Source organism: Rhizomicrobium sp. (assembly GCA_037200985.1).
GTDB lineage: Bacteria > Pseudomonadota > Alphaproteobacteria > Micropepsales > Micropepsaceae > Rhizomicrobium.
This window is the reverse complement of the sequence record JBBCGJ010000001.1, coordinates 4318873-4339855: the sequence shown is the minus strand read 5'-3', so window position 1 is coordinate 4339855 and position 20983 is coordinate 4318873. Positions and strand designations below refer to the sequence as shown.

At 64.8% G+C, this 20983-nt stretch carries 12 protein-coding genes; 7 read left to right on the top strand and 5 right to left on the bottom strand.

Going from position 1 to position 20983, the window contains the following annotated elements; translation table 11 throughout:
- Positions 1 to 113: 113 nt before the first annotated feature.
- The 4 genes from WDN01_21355 to glgA all read left to right on the top strand — a co-directional run bounded on the left by WDN01_21355 (position 114) and on the right by glgA (position 4625).
- On the top strand, positions 114 to 1217 hold the full coding sequence (locus WDN01_21355) for a mechanosensitive ion channel domain-containing protein (protein ID MEJ0028579.1): 1104 nt from the start codon (positions 114 to 116) through the stop codon (positions 1215 to 1217).
- Positions 1214 to 1993, top strand: coding sequence for a trehalose-phosphatase (otsB, locus tag WDN01_21350; GenBank protein MEJ0028578.1), 780 nt, complete (start codon positions 1214 to 1216; stop codon positions 1991 to 1993). Before WDN01_21355 ends, otsB begins: the two co-directional genes overlap by 4 nt.
- Positions 1990 to 3069, top strand: coding sequence for an ROK family protein (locus WDN01_21345; GenBank protein ID MEJ0028577.1), 1080 nt, complete (start codon positions 1990 to 1992; stop codon positions 3067 to 3069). Before otsB ends, WDN01_21345 begins: the two co-directional genes overlap by 4 nt.
- Positions 3070 to 3185: 116 nt before the next feature.
- Positions 3186 to 4625: a glycogen synthase GlgA gene (gene glgA, locus WDN01_21340; protein ID MEJ0028576.1), complete on the top strand. Its 1440-nt coding sequence runs from the start codon at positions 3186 to 3188 to the stop codon at positions 4623 to 4625.
- A 45-nt stretch (positions 4626 to 4670) separates the two neighbouring features.
- Here the strand turns inward: glgA and WDN01_21335 are convergent, their stop codons facing one another.
- From WDN01_21335 to WDN01_21315, 5 genes are all read right to left on the bottom strand, one after another.
- A complete protein-coding gene (locus WDN01_21335) occupies positions 4671 to 6506 on the bottom strand; it encodes an HWE histidine kinase domain-containing protein (protein ID MEJ0028575.1) in 1836 nt (611 codons plus the stop codon).
- Between the two features lie 9 nt (positions 6507 to 6515).
- Positions 6516 to 12827, bottom strand: a complete 6312-nt coding sequence (locus tag WDN01_21330; protein ID MEJ0028574.1) for a HAMP domain-containing protein — start codon at positions 12825 to 12827, stop codon at positions 6516 to 6518.
- Positions 12828 to 13091: 264 nt separating this feature from the next.
- Positions 13092 to 13289, bottom strand: coding sequence for a KTSC domain-containing protein (locus WDN01_21325; GenBank protein MEJ0028573.1), 198 nt, complete (start codon positions 13287 to 13289; stop codon positions 13092 to 13094).
- Positions 13290 to 13421: 132 nt separating this feature from the next.
- Positions 13422 to 14849 carry an FAD/NAD(P)-binding protein gene (locus WDN01_21320; protein ID MEJ0028572.1) on the bottom strand — a complete coding sequence of 476 codons (1428 nt, stop codon included), beginning with the start codon at positions 14847 to 14849 and terminating at the stop codon, positions 13422 to 13424.
- Between the two features lie 260 nt (positions 14850 to 15109).
- Entirely contained in the window at positions 15110 to 15961 is an 852-nt protein-coding gene (locus WDN01_21315) for a TauD/TfdA family dioxygenase (GenBank protein ID MEJ0028571.1), read from the bottom strand.
- Between the two features lie 254 nt (positions 15962 to 16215).
- Here WDN01_21315 and WDN01_21310 point away from each other — a divergent pair, with 254 nt between their 5' ends.
- From WDN01_21310 to WDN01_21300, 3 genes are read left to right on the top strand one after another with little or no spacing between them, the layout of a single operon-like run.
- The gene (locus WDN01_21310) at positions 16216 to 18750 is read left to right on the top strand and encodes a TonB-dependent receptor (GenBank protein ID MEJ0028570.1); all 2535 of its coding nucleotides are present in this window, start codon (positions 16216 to 16218) and stop codon (positions 18748 to 18750) included.
- Positions 18750 to 19376, top strand: a complete 627-nt coding sequence (locus WDN01_21305) for a hypothetical protein (protein MEJ0028569.1) — start codon at positions 18750 to 18752, stop codon at positions 19374 to 19376. Before WDN01_21310 ends, WDN01_21305 begins: the two co-directional genes overlap by 1 nt.
- Entirely contained in the window at positions 19373 to 20944 is a 1572-nt protein-coding gene (locus WDN01_21300) for a rhodanese-like domain-containing protein (protein MEJ0028568.1), read from the top strand. Before WDN01_21305 ends, WDN01_21300 begins: the two co-directional genes overlap by 4 nt.
- Positions 20945 to 20983: the final 39 nt, after the last annotated feature.

Sequence of the window (20983 nt, the reverse complement as noted above, 5' to 3'; positions counted from 1 at the left end):
GTGCAAGATATTTCGACATGAACGCAACGTGGTTGCAGCGCGAAAAGTTCCCCGGAACGCATTGGAGCGTTGTGGCTTAATGCCTGGGCGTGGGACCAACGAAACGCGGATCGATGACCGAAAACAGACTTCTGCTCGACATGTTTCCCTGGGCGCCGCGACCCCTGATCGTGCTAGCGCTGCTGGTTGCGGCGATCGCGGCAGCAATCGCCGTCCATTCCCTGCTATGGGCCGTATTCAGGCGCTTCCTCGACGTCCGCTATCCGTTCCTGCACGACATCATCGGCCGCACGCGCGGCATCAGCCGCTTCGCCTTCATCATGATCGCCTTCAGCATGGCGGTGTCCGTGGCGCCGCTGCGTCCGCTTGTCGCCGACGGCGCCAATCGCGTGCTGCTGGCGGCCTTCGTCGTGTTTCTGGGCTGGCTGGTAATTGTGGGCGTCAATCTGGCGATCGACCGCTATATCGGCCGCTTCAAGCTCGACGTCTCCGACAATCTTCTCGCGCGCAAGGCGGTGACCCAGATGCGCCTGCTCAAGCGCGCGCTCGATTCGGTTCTGGTCGTGATCACGCTCGGCTTCGCGCTGATGTCGTTCGACTCCGTGCGCGAGTTCGGCGTCAGCCTGTTCGCATCGGCGGGGATCGCCGGGATCGCGGCGGGTCTCGCCGCGCGGCCGGTTCTGGAGAACCTCATGGCGGGCGTCCAGCTCGCCATCTCCCAGCCGATCCGCCTGGACGACGTCCTTATCGTCGAGGGCGAGTACGGGACGGTCGAGGAAATCACCTCGACCTATGTCGTTCTCAAGCTGTGGGACTGGCGGCGCATGATCGTGCCGCTCAGCTATTTCTTCGACAAGCCGTTCCAGAACTGGACGCGCACCTCCGCCTCGCTCATAGGCACGGTGATGATCTATGCCGACTATACCGTGCCGGTCGATCAGGTGCGCCGCAAGCTCGAGGAGATCGTCAAGGAATCCAAATTGTGGGACAAACAGGTCGTCAACCTGCAGGTCACCGATGCCCGGGACAATGTGATCGAGTTGCGCGCGCTGGTAAGCGCCGGAAATTCCGCGATGACCTTCGATTTGCGGTCGGAGGTGCGCGAGAAGTTGATCGCCTATCTGCAGAAGGAAATCCCCTGGGCGCTCCCGACCGCGCGGCGGCAGGCCCTCGTGGAGATCGACGCGCGGCAGCAGCGCAAGGCCGCGACCATATGATCTGCCTGCCCGCTCCGGATCTGGATCGCACTGCGCTGTTCCTGGATATCGACGGCACGTTGCTCGACATCGCGCTGACGCCGGATACCGTCCGCGTGCCGCTCGAGCTTGTGGACGATCTTGCGCGGCTTCGAACGCGCTGCGGCGGGGCGCTGGCGCTCGTGAGCGGGCGCACGCTCGAGGGCATCGATAAATTGTTCGCGCCGCTCAAGCTTCCCGCCGCAGGCGCGCATGGCACGCAGGTCCGGCCCGATCCCGATGTGCCGAGCGGACACCTCACGCGACCCATTCCGGCGCAATTGCGCGCCAAGTTCACGGCGCTCGCGGATCGGCCCGGCATGTTCATCGAGGACAAGGAGGTCACGCTGGCGCTGCATTATCGCCTTCTTGAAGAACCCACGCTGCCGGCGGCGAGGGTCGCCGAAGTCGAAGCGGAGGCCACAGCCGCCGGCTTCTCGCTCCTGCACGGCAAGAAAGTCCTGGAGCTCAAGCCCGCCGGCACCGACAAGGGCTCCGCATTGCGTGCCTTCATGGCCAGGCTGCCGTTCTTGGGCCGCATACCGCTGTTCGCCGGCGACGACGTGACCGACGGCTACGCCTTCGCGGTTCTCGAAAGCCTCGGCGGCATCGGCATCTCGGTCGGCCGGACCTTTCCGGGCGCGGCCTATCGGGTCGACAGCCCGGCGGACTTCAGACGGTGGCTGCACACATTGCTGGCGCCCTCCATCGACGGACAAAAGGAACTCGGCCCAACGGCGTTCGTTGACGGTCCATGAGCGAGGGCGAAACCGCGAAGGCGCCTCTGTTGTGCGGACACGGCAGCCTGCGCCTGCCCAAGGTCGACATCGCTTCGTACAACATCGAACTCAAGGACAATGGGGGCTTCCTCGGCGACCGCGCGAGCAAGAAAGCCTTGGCGGGACTTCTCGACAAGGTGCGCAAGCCCCTGATCAAGGAAGGCCGCGATCCGTTCGGCGAGCGGCCGAGCGCCGAGATCGGAAAAAAAGAACTCGATAAGGCCCTCGAGAAAGGCGATGCCGAGACCGCGGGCCTGATCCATACCGTCGTAGAGGAATTCTCGCAGGAATTCGCGTTCGTCGTGCGGCGGCTTCTCAAGGACAAGAGTTGGCAGGATGTGGAGCGCATCGCCGTGGGCGGCGGCATGCGCGGTCACCGCATCGGCGAGTTGGCGATCGGCCGGCTCTCCGCGCTGCTCAAGGCCGAGAAGATCGACGTCGAAATCGTGCCCATCGCCAGCGATCCGGACGATGCCGGCCTCCTGGGCACGGTCCAGCTCGCGCCGGAATGGGTTTTCAAAGGGCACGATGCCCTTGTCGGGGTCGATATCGGCGGCACCAATATGCGTGTCGGCCTTGTGACGTTCGACCTGAAGAAAGCGCCGGGCTTTGCCAACGCCGCCGTGGCCGAACGCGAAATCTGGTGCCACGCCGAGGACGACGTCACGCGGGACGCGGCGGTGGGCTCGCTCGTGGACATGCTCAACGACGTCATCCGGCGCGCCGAAAAGGCCAAACTCAGACTGGCGCCCTTCATCGGCATCGGCTGCCCGGGCATCGTCGAGCCGGACGGTTCGATCGACCGCGGCACGCAAAACCTGCCGGGCAATTGGGCCAGCGCGCGATTCAATCTTCCTCAGCGCATCGCCGAAGCGATACCGCACATCGGGGAGGACGATACGCAGGTGGCCCTTCACAACGACGCCGTCGTGCAGGGCCTGAGCGAGACCTTGAATATGACGGATGTGAAACAGTGGGGGGTGCTCACCCTGGGAACCGGGCTGGGCAATGCCTCTTTTGTCAACCGCGCGCCGCACAAAACGAAGGCAAAGTAGCGCCTGAAAACAACCGTCCCGCCAAGGGTGCGGCAAATATCTCGGTGCGATTCAATACTTCGATGACGGTTTCACGATTGCGACGGTGAACGGTTGGCGGAACCGCGCGTTTTTCAATGCGCAACCGAGGCTCCCGGAAAACCATGCGCGTTCTGTTTGCCACGCCGGAGATGGACGACTTCGTGAGTGTCGGCGGCCTTGCGGCCGTGTCGGCGGCGCTGCCGCGAGCCTTGAAGCCGTTCGGCGACGTTCGCGTGATCATTCCCGGCTATCGCGAGGTGCTCAGCCGTCTTGCCTCGCTGGAGATCGTGGCAACATGTGCCGCGAGCGCCAGACTTCCCGCCTGCGTCCTGGGACTGGCCAGGACCGGCGACGGCCTGCCGGTCTATGTCGTGATATGTCCTGAACTGTACGAACGCGACGGCGGGCCATACGGCGACGCCCAGCAGCGCGATTGGCCGGACAACGATATCCGGTTTGCCCGTTTCGCTTCGGCGGCGGCACAGCTTGCATCGGGACTGCTCGACCCGTCCTGGCGCGCGGATGTTGTCCATTGCAACGATTGGCAATCGGCGCTCGTCCCCGCTTACCTCGCCTGGAGCGGCGCGGACGTTCCGACCGTCCTGACCATTCATAACCTTGCCTATCAGGGACTGTTCGATCGCGGCGCGCTGGGTCGGATCGGCGCGCCGGACAGCGCTTTCCATATCGATGGCCTGGAGTTCTACGGCAAGGCCTCGTTCTTGAAAGCGGGCCTGATCTACGCCTCGCATCTCACCACCGTTAGCGCGACCTATGCCCGGGAGATCACGACGGCCGAGCATGGCTGCGGCCTGGAAGGCCTGTTGCGGCGCCGAGCCGACGCTCGGCAGCTGAGCGGCATCCTGAACGGGATCGACGAGAGCTGGGATCCGCGAACTTGCGCGGCGCTGGCGCCGCCCTTCGCACCGGGCGAATGGGACGGAAAGAACGCCAACGCCGATCACGTCCGCAAGGAATTCGGATTGGCGCTGTCGCGCGGGCCGCTTTTCGGGCTGGTCGCGCGCCTGGTTCATCAAAAGGGGGTGGACCTGGTCCTCGCGGCAGCCGAGAGGATCGTCAAAGCGGGCGGTCAGATCATCGTCACCGGCAAGGGTGAAGCCAAATTCGAAGCGGCGCTGAAGGACGTCGGGCGGCGCAATCCGGACAATATCGCCGCCGCCATCCGGTTCGATGACGGCGAGGCCCGGCGGATTTTCGCGGGAAGCGATTTCACCTTGATGCCGTCGCGGTTCGAACCCTGCGGCCTCAGCCAGATGTATGCGCAGCGTTTCGGCTCGCTGCCCATCGGCCGCCAGACCGGCGGCCTTTCGGAAACCATCGTCGACGGTGAAACCGGCTTCCTGTTCTCCGAGCCCTCAACGGAATCCCTGCTCGAGGGAATTTCGCGGGCATTCGCGACCTTCCGTGTGAAGACGCGCCTCAACCGAATGCGGGAGCGTGCGATGTCGCAGCGCTTCGGCTGGGGACATTCAGCGCGAAATTACGGACAACTCTACCAAGGCGTCACCGCCTGAGGCGGCCGACGAAGCCCAGGCCACAAGTGTCGAAACGCCGGCCTCTTAGATGGGCTCCGACAGCTGCGAGAACCCCTCGATGGCAGCGGCGAGCGCATCGCGAACGACGGGCTTTTGCAGAACCGGATAGTTCCGGAAACGCTTGTCGAGGCTTTCGGGCCCATAGCCTGTCATGAACACGAACGGGATACCGCGACACGCGAGCTCTTCGGCAATCGGATAGGCCTCGTCCTTGCCGAGATTCACGTCGAGAATGGCGGCATCGAGCTTGCCGGTCAGCGCATCGCGCGTCGCCGACAGGTTGAAGTAGGGACCGACGACGGAATGTCCGAGTTCTTCGATCAGGTCGCTGGTCGCCATGCCGATCAGCGGTTCGTCTTCCAGCACGAGAATACGAAGCGTCGACGATCCATTCGCCGCGAGTTTCGGCGCATCGGGCTGTTTCATGGCGTCGGGGGCCTCCGCGGAGAACAGGGGAATGGTGAGGGCGCAACGGAGGCCTTGCGGCTTCCAGTCGAAGCTTGCCCCGCCGCCGCGCTGGGCCGCGACGGAGGCGTTGATGATCTTGCTGCCGAAGCCGCTGCGTACGGGCGGCAGGACCGCGGGCCCGTCGCTTTCGCGCCAGGCGATCCCGAGCGCCCCGTTTTCGACCGACCAGGCGATGGCGACCTTGCCCTCCGGCTCGGACAGCGCGCCATACTTCGCCGCGTTGGTGGCGAGTTCGTGCAGCGCCAGGCTGATGGTCTGTGCGCGGCTGGAATCGACCAACATGGATGGGCCGTCGAGCGTCACGCGCGACGCATCCGCCGACGTGTATGGCGCCATTTCTTCCGCGATCAACCTGCGGATATCGGCGCCTTCCCAGCGCGCCTGCGAAAGCAGGTCGTGGACGTGCGCGAGCGCGCGAACGCGGCCCTCGACGGCCTTGCTGTAGCCCGCGATGTCATCGGCCTTGGTCAGGCGCACGATGGACTGCACGACGGCCAGCGCGTTGCGGGCGCGGTGGTCGACCTCCCGCGCCAGAAGCTCCTGTCGCTGCTCGGTCGCTTTGCGTTCGGTGATGTCCAGCGTGACGCCGCCGATCTGCATCAGCCGGCCGTCCATGGAGAACGTCGCGGCGGCGACCACGAAGCACCAGCGCTCCTCGCCGCTCGGCCGGACGATACGGATTTCCGCATGACGCGTTGCGGAGTCGGGCGTCATCGAGGCCGCCAGCGCCATCAGCTGCCCGAAATCCTCGGGGTGAACGACGGGCTTCAGCGTCGCGATGTTGAATTCTGCGGCGGGTTGGCTGACGCCGAAAATCCTGGCCTGGCCGTTGTCCCACGACCAGCGGGCGGTCGACGCGTCATATTCCCACGAACCCATTTGGGCGGCGGCCAAGGCCAGCGAACGGCGCTGTTCGCTTTGGACCAGTTCCAGCGTGGACGCTTCCAGCTCCGCGGTCCGTTCGGCGACCCGCTGCTCGAGGTCGCGGTTCAGTTCCGCGAGTTGACGCGTCTTTCGGTAGAGATCGGCGAACACTTTCACCTTGGCGCGCAGGATCTGCGGGATCACCGGCACCGAAACATAGTCCACCGCGCCCGCGTCGTAGCCGCGCAGATGATCGCTTTCCGTGATGTTGATCGCCGAGACGAAGATGAGCGCGGTCTCCTGGAACCGCGGATGGTTGCGGATCATCGACGCCAGTTCGAAACCGTCGAGATCGGGCATGCAGACGTCTATGAGCACGACCGCGACATCGGTCTTGAGCAGCACCGCCAGCGCCGCGCTGGCGGAGGTCGCCGTGATGAGGTTCACGTCGAGGTCCTTGAGCATCACCTCGTAGCTCAGGAGCTTGGACGCCTGATCGTCGACGAGAAGGACGTTGACGTTGCTCATTGCGGTGTCCTAGCGGTGAAGCCACATGCGAAGGGCCGAAAGCAACTGGTCGGTGTTGACGGGCTTTGCCAGATAGTCCGAAGCGCCGGCCTCCAGGCACTTCTCCCGGTCGCCCTTCATGGCTTTCGCCGTCAGGGCGATGATGGGTAATCGGCGAAAGAGGGGATTCTCGCGGATGAGGGCTGTCGTTTCATAGCCGTCCATCTCCGGCATCATGATGTCCATCAGGACGAGCGCGAGGTCCGGCGTGGTTTCGGCCAGCGTGATCGCTTCCTTGCCGGTTGTCGCGGTCAGCACATGCATGCCGCGTCGTTCCAAGACCGAAGACAGCGCAAAGATGTTGCGCGCGTCGTCGTCGACCAGGAGCACCGTGCGGCCGACAAGATCCTGGTCCGAGCCGTTGAGCTGTTCCAGCATCCGCTGCTTTTCCGCCGGCAGGTCGGTGATCACGCGATGCAGGAACAGCGCGGTCTCGTCCAGCAGGCGTTCGGGCGACTCCACGCCCTTGACCACGATGCTGCGCGCCATGGTGTGGAGCTGGGCGTCCTCCTCCGCCGTCAGCTCGCGGCCGGTGAACACGATCACCGGGATATCCTGAAGATCGGGGTCGGCCTTGAGATGTTCCAGAACCTCAAAGCCGCTCATGTCCGGCAGGCGTAGATCGAGCACGACGCAATCGGACGGATTGTCTTTCAGAAGCGCGAGCGCCTCCCCGCCGGACTCCGCCGCAACGATCTCGATGTCGTCATGCTCGAGCAAGGCGCGGATGGAGAGCTGCTCGTCGAGATTGTCTTCGACGACCAGGAGCTGCTTGCGGCGCGGTTTGGCGTATTCCTTGATGCGGCCGAGGGCTTCCTGCACGCCCGCCGTCGTCACCGGTTTGGACACGAAGGAAAAAGCGCCGCGGGCGAGGCCGTGCTGGCGGTCCTCGTCCAGAGTCACGATCTGCACCGGGATATGGCGCGTCTTGACGTTCTGCTTGAGCTGGCTAAGCACCGTCCAGCCGAGCATGTCGGGCAGGAAAACGTCGAGCGAGATCGCGCTGGGCTGATAGATCGACGCCAGCTCCAGCGCGTCGTCGCCGCGCATCGCGATCAGCACCTTGAAGCCTTCGTCATGCGCCAGATCGAGCAGGATGCGGGCATAGTGCGGATCGTCTTCGACGATGAGCAGCACCGTGTCGTCAGCATCGATATCGTTCCGGTCGTCGGGAATCTGTTCGATCGCCGGCGTCTGCGCATTGGACAAAGCCTTCGCCGCCAGTGGCGGCGCCGCGGCATGGGCTTGCGGCCGTGCGCCCGTCGAGGGGCCGGCATAGCGCACCGGAAGATACAGAACGAAGGTGCTGCCGACTCCCGGGATGGAGCGGAGCTGGATTTCTCCGCCGAGCAGGCTGGCAAGCTCGCGCGAGATCGCCAGCCCGAGGCCCGTTCCGCCGTATTTGCGGCTGGTGGATGCATCGGCCTGCTGGAATGCCTCGAAGATGATGCGCTGCTTTTCGGCCGGAATGCCGATGCCGGTATCGGACACTTCGAAGGCGACCACGCCGGCCGCCTGGCTAAGCACGGGGTGGCTCGCAGTCCAGCCCGCCCCCACCGACATGACCGACAGGCGAACGCCACCGCGCTCGGTGAACTTGAACGCGTTGGACAGCAGATTCTTCAACACCTGCTGCAAGCGTTTGGAGTCGGTGGACAGCGAGCGGTCGAGCTTCGCATCGATCTCGACGTCGAACGACAGGTGGCGCGTGTCGGCTTCGTGGCGGAAGGGCCGGGCGACGGCCTCCACCACATTGTTGAACGCGATCTCTTCGGCGTCGACCGTCACCGTTCCGGACTCGATCTTCGACAGGTCCAGGATGTCGGAGATCAGGTTGAGGAGATCTGTGCCGGCGCCATGGATGGTGCGGGCGAACTCCACCTGCTTGCCGGTGAGGTTCTGCTCAGGATTGTCGGACAACTGCTGTCCCAGGATCAGGATCGAATTCAGCGGTGTGCGCAATTCGTGCGACATGTTGGCGAGGAATTCGGATTTGTATTTCGAGGTCAGCGCCAGCTCGGACGCCTTTTCCTCCAGCGCCAGACGCGCCTGCTCGATTTCCTGGTTCTTGCGTTCCACCTCGACGTTCTGCTCCGCAAGCTGCTGCGCCTTCTGCTCCAGCTTTTCGTTGGTCTGCTGCAGCTCCCGCTGCTGCGTCTGCAGCTCTGCGGCCAATTGCTGCGACTGCTTGAGCAGGCCTTCGGTCTGCATCGTAGCCTCGATCGAGTTCAGCACGATGCCGATCGAGCCGGTGAGCTGATCGAGAAACGCGATCTGCAGGTCGGTGAAGCTCTCGAGCGACGAAAGCTCGATCACGGCCTTGATCTGGCTTTCGAACACCACGGGCAGGACCAGGATGTTCTTAGGGATAACCCTCAGAAGCGCCGAATTGATCGCGGGCATGTCGTGAAGGCCGGTGATGAGGAGCCGGCGCTTGTCGCGCGCGCATTGGCCGACGAGTCCCTCGCCGAGCTTGATGCTGCGCGGATGGCCGTCGATGTCTGCATCGGCATAGGAGGCGAGAAGCCTAAGCGTCTCCCCCTCGCCTTCCATTTGATAGATCACGCCGAGCTGCGCCTCGACCAGCGGCGCCAGTTCGCTGAGCAGCGTGCGGCCCACCGTCGCCAAGTCGCGCTGGCCCTGGAGCATGTTGGTGAAGCGGGCGAGATTGGTCTTCAGCCAGTCCTGTTCGGTGTTCTGTTCGGTCGTCAGGCGCAGATTGCCGATCATCGTGTTGATGTTGTCCTTGAGCTCGGACAGCTCGCCACGCGCGTCCACCTGGATCGAACGGGTCAGGTCGCCCTTCGTCACCGCTGTCGCCACTTCGGCGATGGCGCGCACCTGGGTCGTAAGGTTGGCCGCCAAGAGGTTCACATTGCCGGTGAGGTCCTTCCAGGTGCCGGCCGCGCCGGGCACGTTGGCCTGGCCGCCGAGGCGGCCTTCGGCGCCGACCTCGCGCGCCACCGTCGTCACCTGGTCGGCGAAGGTCGCGAGCGTCTCTGTCATGTTGTTGATGGTTTCGGCGAGCGCCGCGACCTCACCCTTCGACTGCACGGTGAGGTTCTGCTTGAGGTCGCCGTTCGCCACCGCGGTCACGACCTTCACGATGCCGCGCACCTGTTCGGTGAGGTTGGCGGCCATGACGTTCACCGTGTCGGTCAGATCCTTCCAGGTGCCGGCGACGCCGGGCACCTGCGCCTGGCCGCCAAGCCGACCTTCGGTGCCGACCTCGCGCGCCACGCGCGTGACTTCCGAAGCGAAGGAGTTGAGCTGGTCCACCATCGTGTTGAGCGTGTTCTTCAACTCGAGAATCTCGCCCTTCACGTCGACGGTGATCTTGCGGCTGAGGTCGCCGCGCGCCACGGCCGTGGTCACCTCGGCGATATTCCGCACCTGGGTCGTCAGGTTTGCGGCCAAGAGGTTCACATTGTCGGTCAGGTCCTTCCAGGTGCCGGCGACGCCCGGCACATTGGCCTGGCCGCCAAGACGGCCTTCGGTGCCCACCTCGCGCGCCACGCGCGTCACTTCGGCGGCGAAGGAGCGGAGCTGCTCCACCATCGTGTTCAGCGTGTCCTTGAGCAGAAGAATCTCGCCGCGCACATCCACCGTGATCTTCTTGGAGAGATCGCCGCCGGCGATGGCGGTCGCGACCTCGGCGATATTGCGGACCTGGGCCGTCAGGTTCGACGCCATGAAATTCACGTTGTCGGTCAGGTCCTTCCAGGTGCCGGCGACGCCCGGCACCTGGGCCTGGCCGCCGAGCTTGCCCTCGGTGCCGACCTCGCGCGCCACACGCGTCACTTCGGAGGCAAAGGAGTTGAGCTGGTCCACCATGGTGTTGAGCGTGTTCTTCAGCTCGAGGATTTCGCCCTTCACGTCGACGGTGATCTTGCGGCTGAGATCGCCCCGCGCCACCGCCGTGGTCACCTCGGCGATATTGCGCACCTGGGTCGTCAAATTCGCAGCCAGCAGGTTCACATTGTCGGTCAGGTCCTTCCAGGTGCCGGCGACGCCGGGCACATTGGCCTGGCCGCCGAGACGGCCCTCGGTGCCGACCTCTCGGGCCACGCGGGTCACCTCGCCCGCGAAGCGGTTGAGCTGGTCGACCATGGTATTGAGCGTTTCCTTCAGTTGAAGGATCTCGCCGCGCACATCGACGGTGATCTTGCGCGAAAGGTCGCCGCTGGCGATGGCGGTCGCCACTTCGGCGATGTTGCGGACCTGGGCCGTCAGATTGCCGGCCATCGAGTTCACATTGTCGGTCAAATCCTTCCAGGTGCCGGCGACGCCGGGCACCTGCGCCTGGCCGCCGAGCTTGCCTTCGGTGCCCACTTCGCGGGCCACACGCGTCACCTCCGACGCGAAGGCGTTGAGCTGATCCACCATCGTGTTCAGCGTGTCCTTGAGCTGAAGGATTTCGCCCGACACGTTCACGGTGATCTTCTTCGACAGGTCGCCGCGCGCGACGGCGGTCGCGACTTCCGCGATGTTGCGAACCTGGGCCGTTAGGTTGCGCGCCATGGAGTTCACGGAGTCGGTCAGGTCGTTCCAGGTGCCGGCCACGCCGCGCACCACGGCCTGGCCGCCGAGCTTGCCCTCGGTGCCGACTTCGCGTGCCACGCGCGTCACCTCCGAGGCGAAGGCGTTGAGCTGATCGACGGTGGTGTTGATGGTCTCCTTGAGCTGGAGGATTTCGCCCTTCACGTCGACGGTGATCTTCTTCGACAGATCGCCATTGGCGATGGCGGTGGACACCTCGGCGATGTTGCGGACCTGGGCCGTGAGGTTCGAGGCCATAGAGTTCACCGAATCGGTCAGGTCCTTCCAGGTGCCCGCAACGCCGAGCACATTGGCCTGGCCGCCCAGGCGCCCCTCGGTGCCGACTTCGCGCGCCACGCGCGTCACCTCCGAGCCGAAGGCATTGAGCTGGTCCACCATCGTGTTGATGGTTTCCTTGAGCTGGAGCACCTCGCCCGACACGTTCACGGTGATCTTCTTGGAGAGATCGCCGCCGGCGATGGCGGTCGCCACTTCGGCGATGTTGCGCACCTGGGTGGTCAGGTTGTTGGCCATGAAGTTCACGTTGTCGGTGAGGTCCTTCCAGGTGCCGGCGACGCCCGGCACCGCGGCCTGGCCGCCGAGCTTGCCTTCGGTGCCGACCTCGCGCGCCACGCGCGTCACCTCGGAGGCGAAGCCGTTGAGCTGGTCCACCATCGTGTTGATGGTGTCCTTGAGCTCGAGAATCTCGCCGCGCACCTCCACCGTGATCTTGCGGGAGAGATCGCCGCGCGCCACCGCCGTCGTCACCTGGGCGATGTTGCGCACCTGGTCGGTGAGGTTGCCGCACATGGCATTCACCGAGTCGGTGAGGTCCTTCCAAGTACCGGCGACGCCTGGCACCAGGGCCTGGCCGCCGAGCTTGCCCTCGGTGCCGACCTCGCGCGCCACGCGCGTCACTTCCGAGGCGAAGGAGCGCAACTGGTCGACCATCGTATTGATGGCTTCCTTGAGCTGGAGAATCTCGCCGCGCACATCGACGGTAATCTTCTTGGAAAGATCGCCGTTGGCCACGGCAATCGTCACTTCGGCGATGTTGCGGACCTGGGCGGTGAGGTTGTTGGCCATCGAGTTCACGGACTCGGTGAGGTCCTTCCACACGCCCGTCACCTCGCGGACCTGCGCCTGGCCGCCGAGCTTGCCTTCGGTGCCGACCTCACGCGCCACGCGCGTCACTTCCGACGTGAAGACGCTGAGCTGGCGGATCATCGCGTTCACGATGGTCGCGGAGCGCAGGAACTCGCCCTTCAGCGGGCGGCCTTCGACGTCGAGATGCACGGTCTGCAGGAGGTCGCCGCGCGCCACCGCGGTGATGGCGCGGGTCATCTCGGCGGTCGGCCAGAGAAGATCGTCGATCAGGGAGTTGACCGAGCTTTCCATCTCCCCCCATGCGCCGGTGGAGACCGCGAATTTGACGCGATGGCGGGTCTTGCCGTCGCGGCCGACCAGGCCACCGACCTTGTCGAGCTGTTCGGCCATACGCTGGTTGGCCGCGACGATGTCGTTGAACGTGTCCGCTATCTTACCCGCCAGGCCGACCCGATCCCCGTCCAGGCGAACCGAGAAATCGCCCTGGCGCATGGCCTGAAGCGCAGCCAAGAGAGCCTCCAGCTCCGTAGCCGAGACGTCGCGCAGCCCCGCTTCATGCACGCCGTTGGCGCCGTTATGTGTCAGAGAAACCTTGGCTTTTTTCGAGCGGCGCGCCGTCTCCAGACCTTGAGACATTATCGTGGTGCTCCTGAGAGAAGAGCCGCAGGCGAGCAGAAATTCGCGGCGTCGGCATAAGCCTCAACGCCCTTCACATCGTCCGTATCCATGGCCGCCCCCTGGCGAAATCTGCCGACGCCAGCAGAACCAACGCGATGCGGAACCCTTGGTTCCCGATTTTTTGAAAGCCGGCCACGGAATCGCGATTTGCGAGCCTTCGAGCGCTCCCGGCCGATATTCACGACGTCGGCATAAACGGAACGGATGCTGTTTTGATGACCCTCACGCGTCGCGCGTGAAGGCGAAGCGATCGCGGATATAGGCGTTGAAATATTCCCCCTTGGAGGAGGCCGCCTTCATAGCCTCGAAAACCTCCGCCGGGACATTATGGTATTCGTATCGCCGCCCGGTCGTGAACACGACCCTCAAGCGTCGCTTCGCGGCGTCGTAAGAGAAAGTCCGGATAACCGACGATGGCATTCGCGTGCGCCGCGCAGAGGTGAAATTCCCGTCGCTACGGAAATCCACCGGTATGAGATGTGTTCCGCGCCCTGCCAAGCTTCGGCGCTCGTTGCGCCGTCTGCAATAGACTGACGGACATGCGAACCCAACTTAAATCCCGGCGCCAAGGTCGACGAATTCCTCGGCAAGGAGCGCGCGCCGCGCGGCGCGGCTCTGCCGGGACGCGGAAAGCTTCCCGACGAGGCGCCCGATCTGGACGTTGATCTCCGGTACGGCCGTGATCTCCCACCACGCCGGCCGAGTCAGGGACCCAAGTGCAAAGTGCCAATCCGAAGCGCCGCCCCGCGAGTCGACGACGGCGCAGTCCTCGGTCTCTATGCCGAGGGCGAGCGGGTCCGGAACGATCAGCTTCCGCCGCCGCAAATCCGCAAACAACGGATAGTCGATGGTGGCATAGTCACTGCGTGGGCCGGTGCAGTTGACGATCCGCGCCACGCGGACATCTTCGCGGCCACCGCCGCGCTTGTCGATCGTGACGTCGATGCCGCGCGTGCCGGGAACGGCAGCGCGCATGCGTCCTGCGAGCACGTGCAACCGGCCGCCTCGCATCAATTCGTGCAGACGGGCGGCGATCCGCGGCGCCATGCGATGGCGCACGACATCCCAGCGGGGACGCACATGGCGCAAGAACTGCCGGCGCTCGGCCGGCGACCAGCGATGCCAGATGCCCGCGACCGACGGGCGGACGGCATCGATAACGCGTTGCCACGCAATACCCTGCGCCGCGGCATCCGCCGCTGCGGCCCGCACCGCTCGCAGCGCATCAAGAGGCGAGAGGGATTTGCGATCCAGAAAGGGCGGCCAATGACCGCCGGCGACATGCGCTTGCGGGATCAGTCCGTGGCGGGAGACAGCAGTCAGCCGACCGGCGTGCCCGTTGTCCGTCAGTTTGAGAGCGACATCGACAGCGGTAAGGCCTGTCCCTACCAACAAGAGCGGAGCCTTTGGATCCATGCCGTCGAAAAGGCTCGGCGCCCAGGGATCGCTTGGGATGTCCTCGGGCCATCTCACGGCGACGCCCAGCGGCCGCGGCGTCAGATTGCCGGTCGCCAGAACGACGATGTCGGCGGCGAGGCGGCGGCCGTTGCCGAGCACAACGGAGCGGGACGAAACCTCCTCGATCCCCACCACCTCGGCGCTCACGACCGCAAGCCGCTCCGTGTCCCGCAGCGCCGCCTCCAGCCGCTCGTGCAAATAGGCGCCGAACAGCGCGCGCTCCACGAACGCCGAAGGCAGATCGCCGCCGCTTTCCGCAAGGGCGGCCGCGAGATTCGCCGCGCCGCCCGCCAGCCAAGCCTGGAATCCCGGTTCGAGGCCGACTTCCATCCGACTCACCGGGACGTTCAGCAGATGCGACGGCGCACATAGGCCATAGGCGAGCCCTTTTCCAATCCTGTCGGACTTCTCCACGATCGCGATGCGGGCCCGCGGCAACGCCGCGTGCGCTTTGAGGGCGAAGAGCGTGCCGCTGAACCCGCCACCGACAATGACGATCTTAAGATCGGATGCGGACGTCATGTACAATCACATCGGTATCCATCCGCCGCCGGTCGCCATAGATATATGGCAAGCGACGATCGCGGACGACGTTATGCTAACGTCTATCATTAGAGCATTGCCACGTCCCGCCGCCATAGCGCGGCTGATGAATTGGGGGCTGGGAACAACGATGGATCGCCGATAGGCGCCGGGACCGTCGCGCCTGGCAAACGCATCGCGGCCGCGCACATCCCAAGCCGGCGGCGGAACGGGCACCCCCGGCTGCCCGTTCCTGTCGGTCATTCCTTGCGGACGCGATAGGGGATGTCGTCGCTGGCGATTAGCACACGCTCCATCACGCGCGGGAAATCGCCATAGTCGCGCACCGCGTAGTGGAGCACGGCGCGATTATCCCAGAATGCGACCGAGCCTTTGCGCCAGCGGAACCGGACCTGATATTCGGGGCGCTTCACCTCGTCATAGAGACGCGCCAGCAGCGCATCGCTCTCGGCACGGTCGAGATCGACGATGCGGGGCTTGAGGCTCCAATTCACCCAGAAGATATCCTCGCCCGTTTCGGGATGGGTGCGGATGATCGGATGCGCGACGAGGGGATAGCGCTCGCCGGCCGCCTTGAGCGCCGACTGGAAGTCGTGGATGACATAGAGGCTATCGATCTTCTCGCGCAGATCGTCGGGAAGGCCGCGCAGGATCGCGCCGCCATTCGCCCAGATCGTGTCGCCGCCGACATCGGGGATGTTCACCGCGCGCAGGACGGCGCCGAAGGACGGATCGATCCGCCAGCTCGTATCGGTGTGCCAATGCGTCTCGCGGACGCTGTAGCCGCGCTTGGCGAATTCGCGGGAGTCGATCGGCTGGATGGTGCGGTGCTTTTCGAGCCCGCCCGACGGATGGTCGTAGAGCTTGCCGAAGTTCCGCGCGAAGGCGAGATGCTGTTCGTTGTCGATGTCCTGGTCGCGGAAGAACAGGACCTTGTGTTCGAGAAGCAGGCGACGCAATTCATCGCGCAATTCCGGCGACAGCGGATCGCGCAGGTCGATGCCGCCGACCTCCGCGCCGATCACGGGACTGAGCTTGGTGACGGCGAGCGAACTGTGCGCCGTTTCGATTTTGCGGGCGGCCGAACTCATGGGTTCTCCTTTTCGGAACGGCAATACCGCCCGATTAAGCGTGCGGCCCCAAACCGGCGCCAATCAGAAGTTCTCATCGCGGGCGTGAGTTTCGCCCAAGTGTCGAGTGTCGCGCCGTTTCGGCCGGCTCAATCTGGATATGAGAAACTCTCGATTTACGGCTTCGGAACCCGCCGGTATCAAACTATACTAATTTGATAGAGTTTCAGGATCGTCGCGGACGCGGCGTCCCTGGGGTGAGAGCGGGGTTCTTCATGTCGGCCAGGTGCGTAGCGTTTCGAACGGTGTTGCTTCTCGGCGGATCGCTCGCCGGGCTGGCGCAGGCCCAGGCGCAGGTCCTCGCAAGCAACGCGGCCGCGGACAATGTGTCGTCCGTGGAGACAGTGGTGGTGACCGGCGTGCGCGGTACGCAGCACCGCACGGTGGCGGATAGCCCGGTTCCGATCGACGTCATCGGCGGCAAGCAATTGCAGGAAAACGGTCGCGGCGCGCTCAAGGAGGTGTTCCAGACCCTGATCCCGTCCTTCAACCTGCCGGGCGTCAATGGCGGCGGCACGTCCTGGGCCGTCCGCGCGACGACCTTACGCGGCCTCAACGGCGACCAGGTGCTCTACCTGATCAACGGCAAGCGGCGCCATACCACGGCGCTCATCAACAACCTCGCCCGCGTCGGCAATGGCGGCGTGCCGGTGGACCTGGACCTCATCCCGGTCGCGGCCATCGACCATGTCGAAGTGCTGCGCGACGGCGCCGCGGCGCAATACGGCTCGGATGCCATCGCCGGCGTGATCAACATCATCCTGAAGGACGGAACCGACGGCGGCGTCTCCGACACCACCGCCGGTCTCAATTTCGGGGGCGACGGACTGAGCCTGCACGAGGCGGCCGATTACGGCCTGCCGCTGTTCGGCGAAGGCTACATCCATTTCGCCGCCGATGCCCGCAGTTCGGCGCCATGGTACCGCAACGAGGCGGCGACAACCCCCTATCTCTATAACCTGCTGGCCGGCGGCGTTCCCGATCCGCGCGAGGCGACGATCGATCGCAAGGCTTTCGGACATCCCTATGGCGGCGCGAACGACAAGCTCTACAGCCTCTCTTACAACGCCGGCGTGCCGCTTGGCTCCGACGTGACTCTGTACTCCGATACGACGGTGAGCCATCGCTACACGCAGAAGAACACCGGCAGCTTCCTGCCGTCCAATCTGAATTCGTTGCCGGAGATCTTTCCGAACGGGTTCCAGGCCTACCGCATCATCAACGAATGGGACTACCAGACGACCTGGGGCGCGAAAGGCGATCTCGACGGCTGGGTGTGGGATCTGAGTTCGAGCTTCGCGCAGGACTATGCGAACTTGGACGCCCGGCACACCATCAACGCGACGCTCGGACCGGCGAGTCCGACGTCGTTCCATCTGAGCAAGCACGATTTCGAGCAATGGACCAACACGGTCGACGTCACGCGTCCGTTCGAGATCGGGCTCGCCAAGCCGCTCGATGTCTCGTTCGGTCTCGAACATCGCTTCGAATGGTTCTCGATCGGCGCCGGCGATCCGCTGTCCTATGCCATCGGGAATTACATCATTCCGGCCGGCCAGCCGAATGCGGGATTGAACCCGATCCCCGGCCTGTCGTCCTACGCCGCCGCGACGCCGGCGGATGCTGGCTCGATCAGCCGCGATAATTATGCCGCCTATGTCGATCTCGATACCAGCATCACCGACAATTGGTATGTCGGCCTGGCGGGCCGCTTCGAGCACTTCACCGGCACAGTCGGGGATTCGACCAGCGGAAAGATCACCACACGATACGAGTTCCTTCCGGGCTATGCCTTCCGCGGTACGATCAGCAACGGCTTCCGCGCGCCCTCGCTGGCGCAGGAGATCTTCTCCACGCCGACCTTCAGCGGCCAGTTCAATCCGATCACGCACATCAACGACATCTATCGCGTGCAGGTTCTGCCGGTGTTCAAGGCCGGCGCCCTTGCCTTGGGGGCCCAGCCGCTGACGCCCGAGACCTCGCAGGATTACAGCGTCGGCTTCACCGCGCAGCCGATCGACAACCTCAATTTGTCGGTCGACGCTTATCAGATCAACGTCCACAACCGCATCCTGCTGAGCGGCAATATCGGCGGCCTGCCCGGCAGCGCGCAGGAGGCCTTCGTCAATTCGATCCTGACCCCGCTGGGCTATCCGGCGAACACGATCGTGCAATATTTCACCAATGCGGTGTCGACCCGCACGCACGGCATCGACTTCGTGGGCGATTACGGATGGGACCTGGACGCGGCCGGCGCGCTCAATCTGAGCGCGGCCTATTCCTGGGTCGAGACGGAGATCACGCGCGTCAACCCCACGCCGTCCGTGCTGCAGGGCCACGGCATCGCGCTGGTCGGATATCAGCGCGAAGGCGACCTGACCGTGGCTACGCCGAAGAGCAAGGTGATCCTGACGGGCGACTGGTCGCTCGAGCCGTTCGACGTCCATCTGCAGGTCACGCGCTACGGGTCCTACACCGAGCGCGGCACGGTCGATCCGGCTGTCAATCCGGCGCTGTCGAGCGACCGGACTTACAGTGCCAAATGGATCACGAACCTCGCGCTGACCTACGACCTGACCGATACCTTCTCGCTCACCGTGGGCGCCGACGATCTGTTCGACGTTTATCCCGACAAGATCGGACCGATCGATGCCAATTCGGGCATGGGCGAATACGGCAATTTCTCGCCCTTCGGCATCAGCGGCGGATTCTATTATACGAGAGTGGGCATCAAGCTCGGAGCAATCTAGTGACAGCGCATCTTTCATCCATCGAAGCACAGTCGGGCACCGCGCGCCTGCGCCAAGTGGTGGGTGCGTTCTCGCGTCTCTCCCGCTTGTCCAAATCGGTGCAGGAGACCCTCGCCGAAGGATCGGCGATCCTGGCCCATCTGGTGGCGAAGGACGACTGGCTGCCCGATGCGTTCGCGCAGCCCGATCCGGAACGTTACCGGCAATATCTTCTGCACTGCGATTCCGAGGAGCGGTTCTCGCTGGTGAGCTTCGTGTGGGGACCCGGGCAAGCCACGCCCATCCACAATCACACGGTCTGGGGCCTGGTCGGCGTGCTGCGCGGTGCCGAATTGGCGCAGCGCTATGTGCGCGATGGCGGCGGTCTGCATATCGATGGCGACGAAGCGGTGCTGAGAACCGGTGCCATCGATGCCGTTTCGCCGCAGACCGGCGACATCCACCGGGTGCGAAACGCCTATGACGATCGCGTCTCGATCAGCATCCATGTCTATGGCGCCAATATCGGCGCGGTCCGCCGCGCCACATTCCAGCCGGACGGCGCGGAAAAGCCTTTCATTTCCGGATATTCCAATGCATCTCTTCCGAACATCTGGGACCGATCGAAGGAAGGACAGCTGCGTTGAAACTCCCCGTCCGGACCACCGAATGGGTCCGCGAGCACCTGAAGGCGAACCGCGAAATCACGCTGGTCGATCTGCGCGAGGAGGGCGTCTTCGCCGAGGCGCATCCGCTGTTCGCCGCCTCGCTGCCGCTGAGCACGCTCGAACTCGAGATCCTCGACCGCATCCCGCGCAAGGATGTGCCGGTCGTTCTGTATGATGACGGCGAGGGCCTCGTCGCGCGTGCGGCGACGATGCTGGGCGCGCTCGGCTATACCGATGTGTCGGCCTTGGATGGCGGCCTGGACGGCTGGCGCGCCGCCGGCGGGGAGATCTTCCGCGACGTGAACACGCCGAGCAAGGCCTTCGGCGAGCTGGTCGAATCCGTGCGGCATACGCCGTTCCTGTCCGCCCAGGAGGTGAAGGCGCTGATCAATGCGCAGGCCGATGTCGTCATTCTGGATGCGCGCCGGTACGACGAATACCAGACGATGAACATCCCCGGCAGCGTCAGCGTGCCGGGCGGCGAGCTCGTCTATCGCGTCGGCGCGCTGGCGCCGCGCGCCACCACGACGGTGATCGTCAATTGCGCGGGCCGCACGCGGAGCCTGATCGGGACGCAGTCGCTGGTGAACGCGGGCGTCGCGAACAGGGTCTTTGCCCTGCGCAACGGCACGATCGGGTGGACGCTGGCGGGGCAGGACCTCGAACATGGCGCCAACCGCCGTGCATCCGAGCCGCCGCGGGATCCCGCCACCGCGAGCCGGGCGCGCGCGCTGGCCGATCGGGCCGGCGTGAAGCGCATTGCGCTGAACGAACTGCCCACCCTGCTCTACGATCAGGCGCGGACGACCTATCGCTTCGACGTGCGCACGCCGGAGGAATACGCCGCCGGCCATCTGGCGGGATTTCGCAGCGCGCCCGGCGGGCAATTGGTCCAGGAGACCGACGCCTTCGCGCCGGTGCGCGGGGCGCGCGTCGTGCTCAGCGACGACACCGGCGTGCGCGCCGATATGACGGCATCGTGGCTGGCCCAGATGAACTGGGAGGTCTTCGTGCTGGACGACGATGTCGCCGCGTCGGCAACGGAGACCGGATCCTGGAAGCCGCGACGTCCGCCGCTGCCGCAGGTCAAGACGCTGACGCCGGCCGAGCTGGACGGGCTTCTGCGCGGCGGACATGCGACGCTGTTCGACCTTTCGCCCAGCGCCGCCTTCGCCAAGGCGCATATTCCCGGCGCCTGGTTCGCGATCCGCGCCCAGTTGCGCGACGCGCTCGAAGCCGCGCCGCGCGGCGCCATCGCGGTGCTCACCTCGGCCGACGGCGCCCTTACCCGCTATGCCGCCGGCGATCTGGCGGAGGAAGGGCTCGCATTCCAGGTCCTCGATGGCGGCAACGCCGCCTGGATCGCGGCCGGCCTCGCCGTCGAAAGCGGCATCGCGCGGGCGGCGTCGGCGCCGACCGACCGCTATCGCCGCCCTTATGAGGGAACGGACAACCCGGTGGCGGCCATGCAGGCTTATCTCGACTGGGAATTCGGCCTTGTCGAGCAGCTTGGGCGCGACGGAACCCACGGTTTCCGCGTCCTTTGACTTTTTCTCATCGGCGACATTTCCCGAACTCGGTTCCCA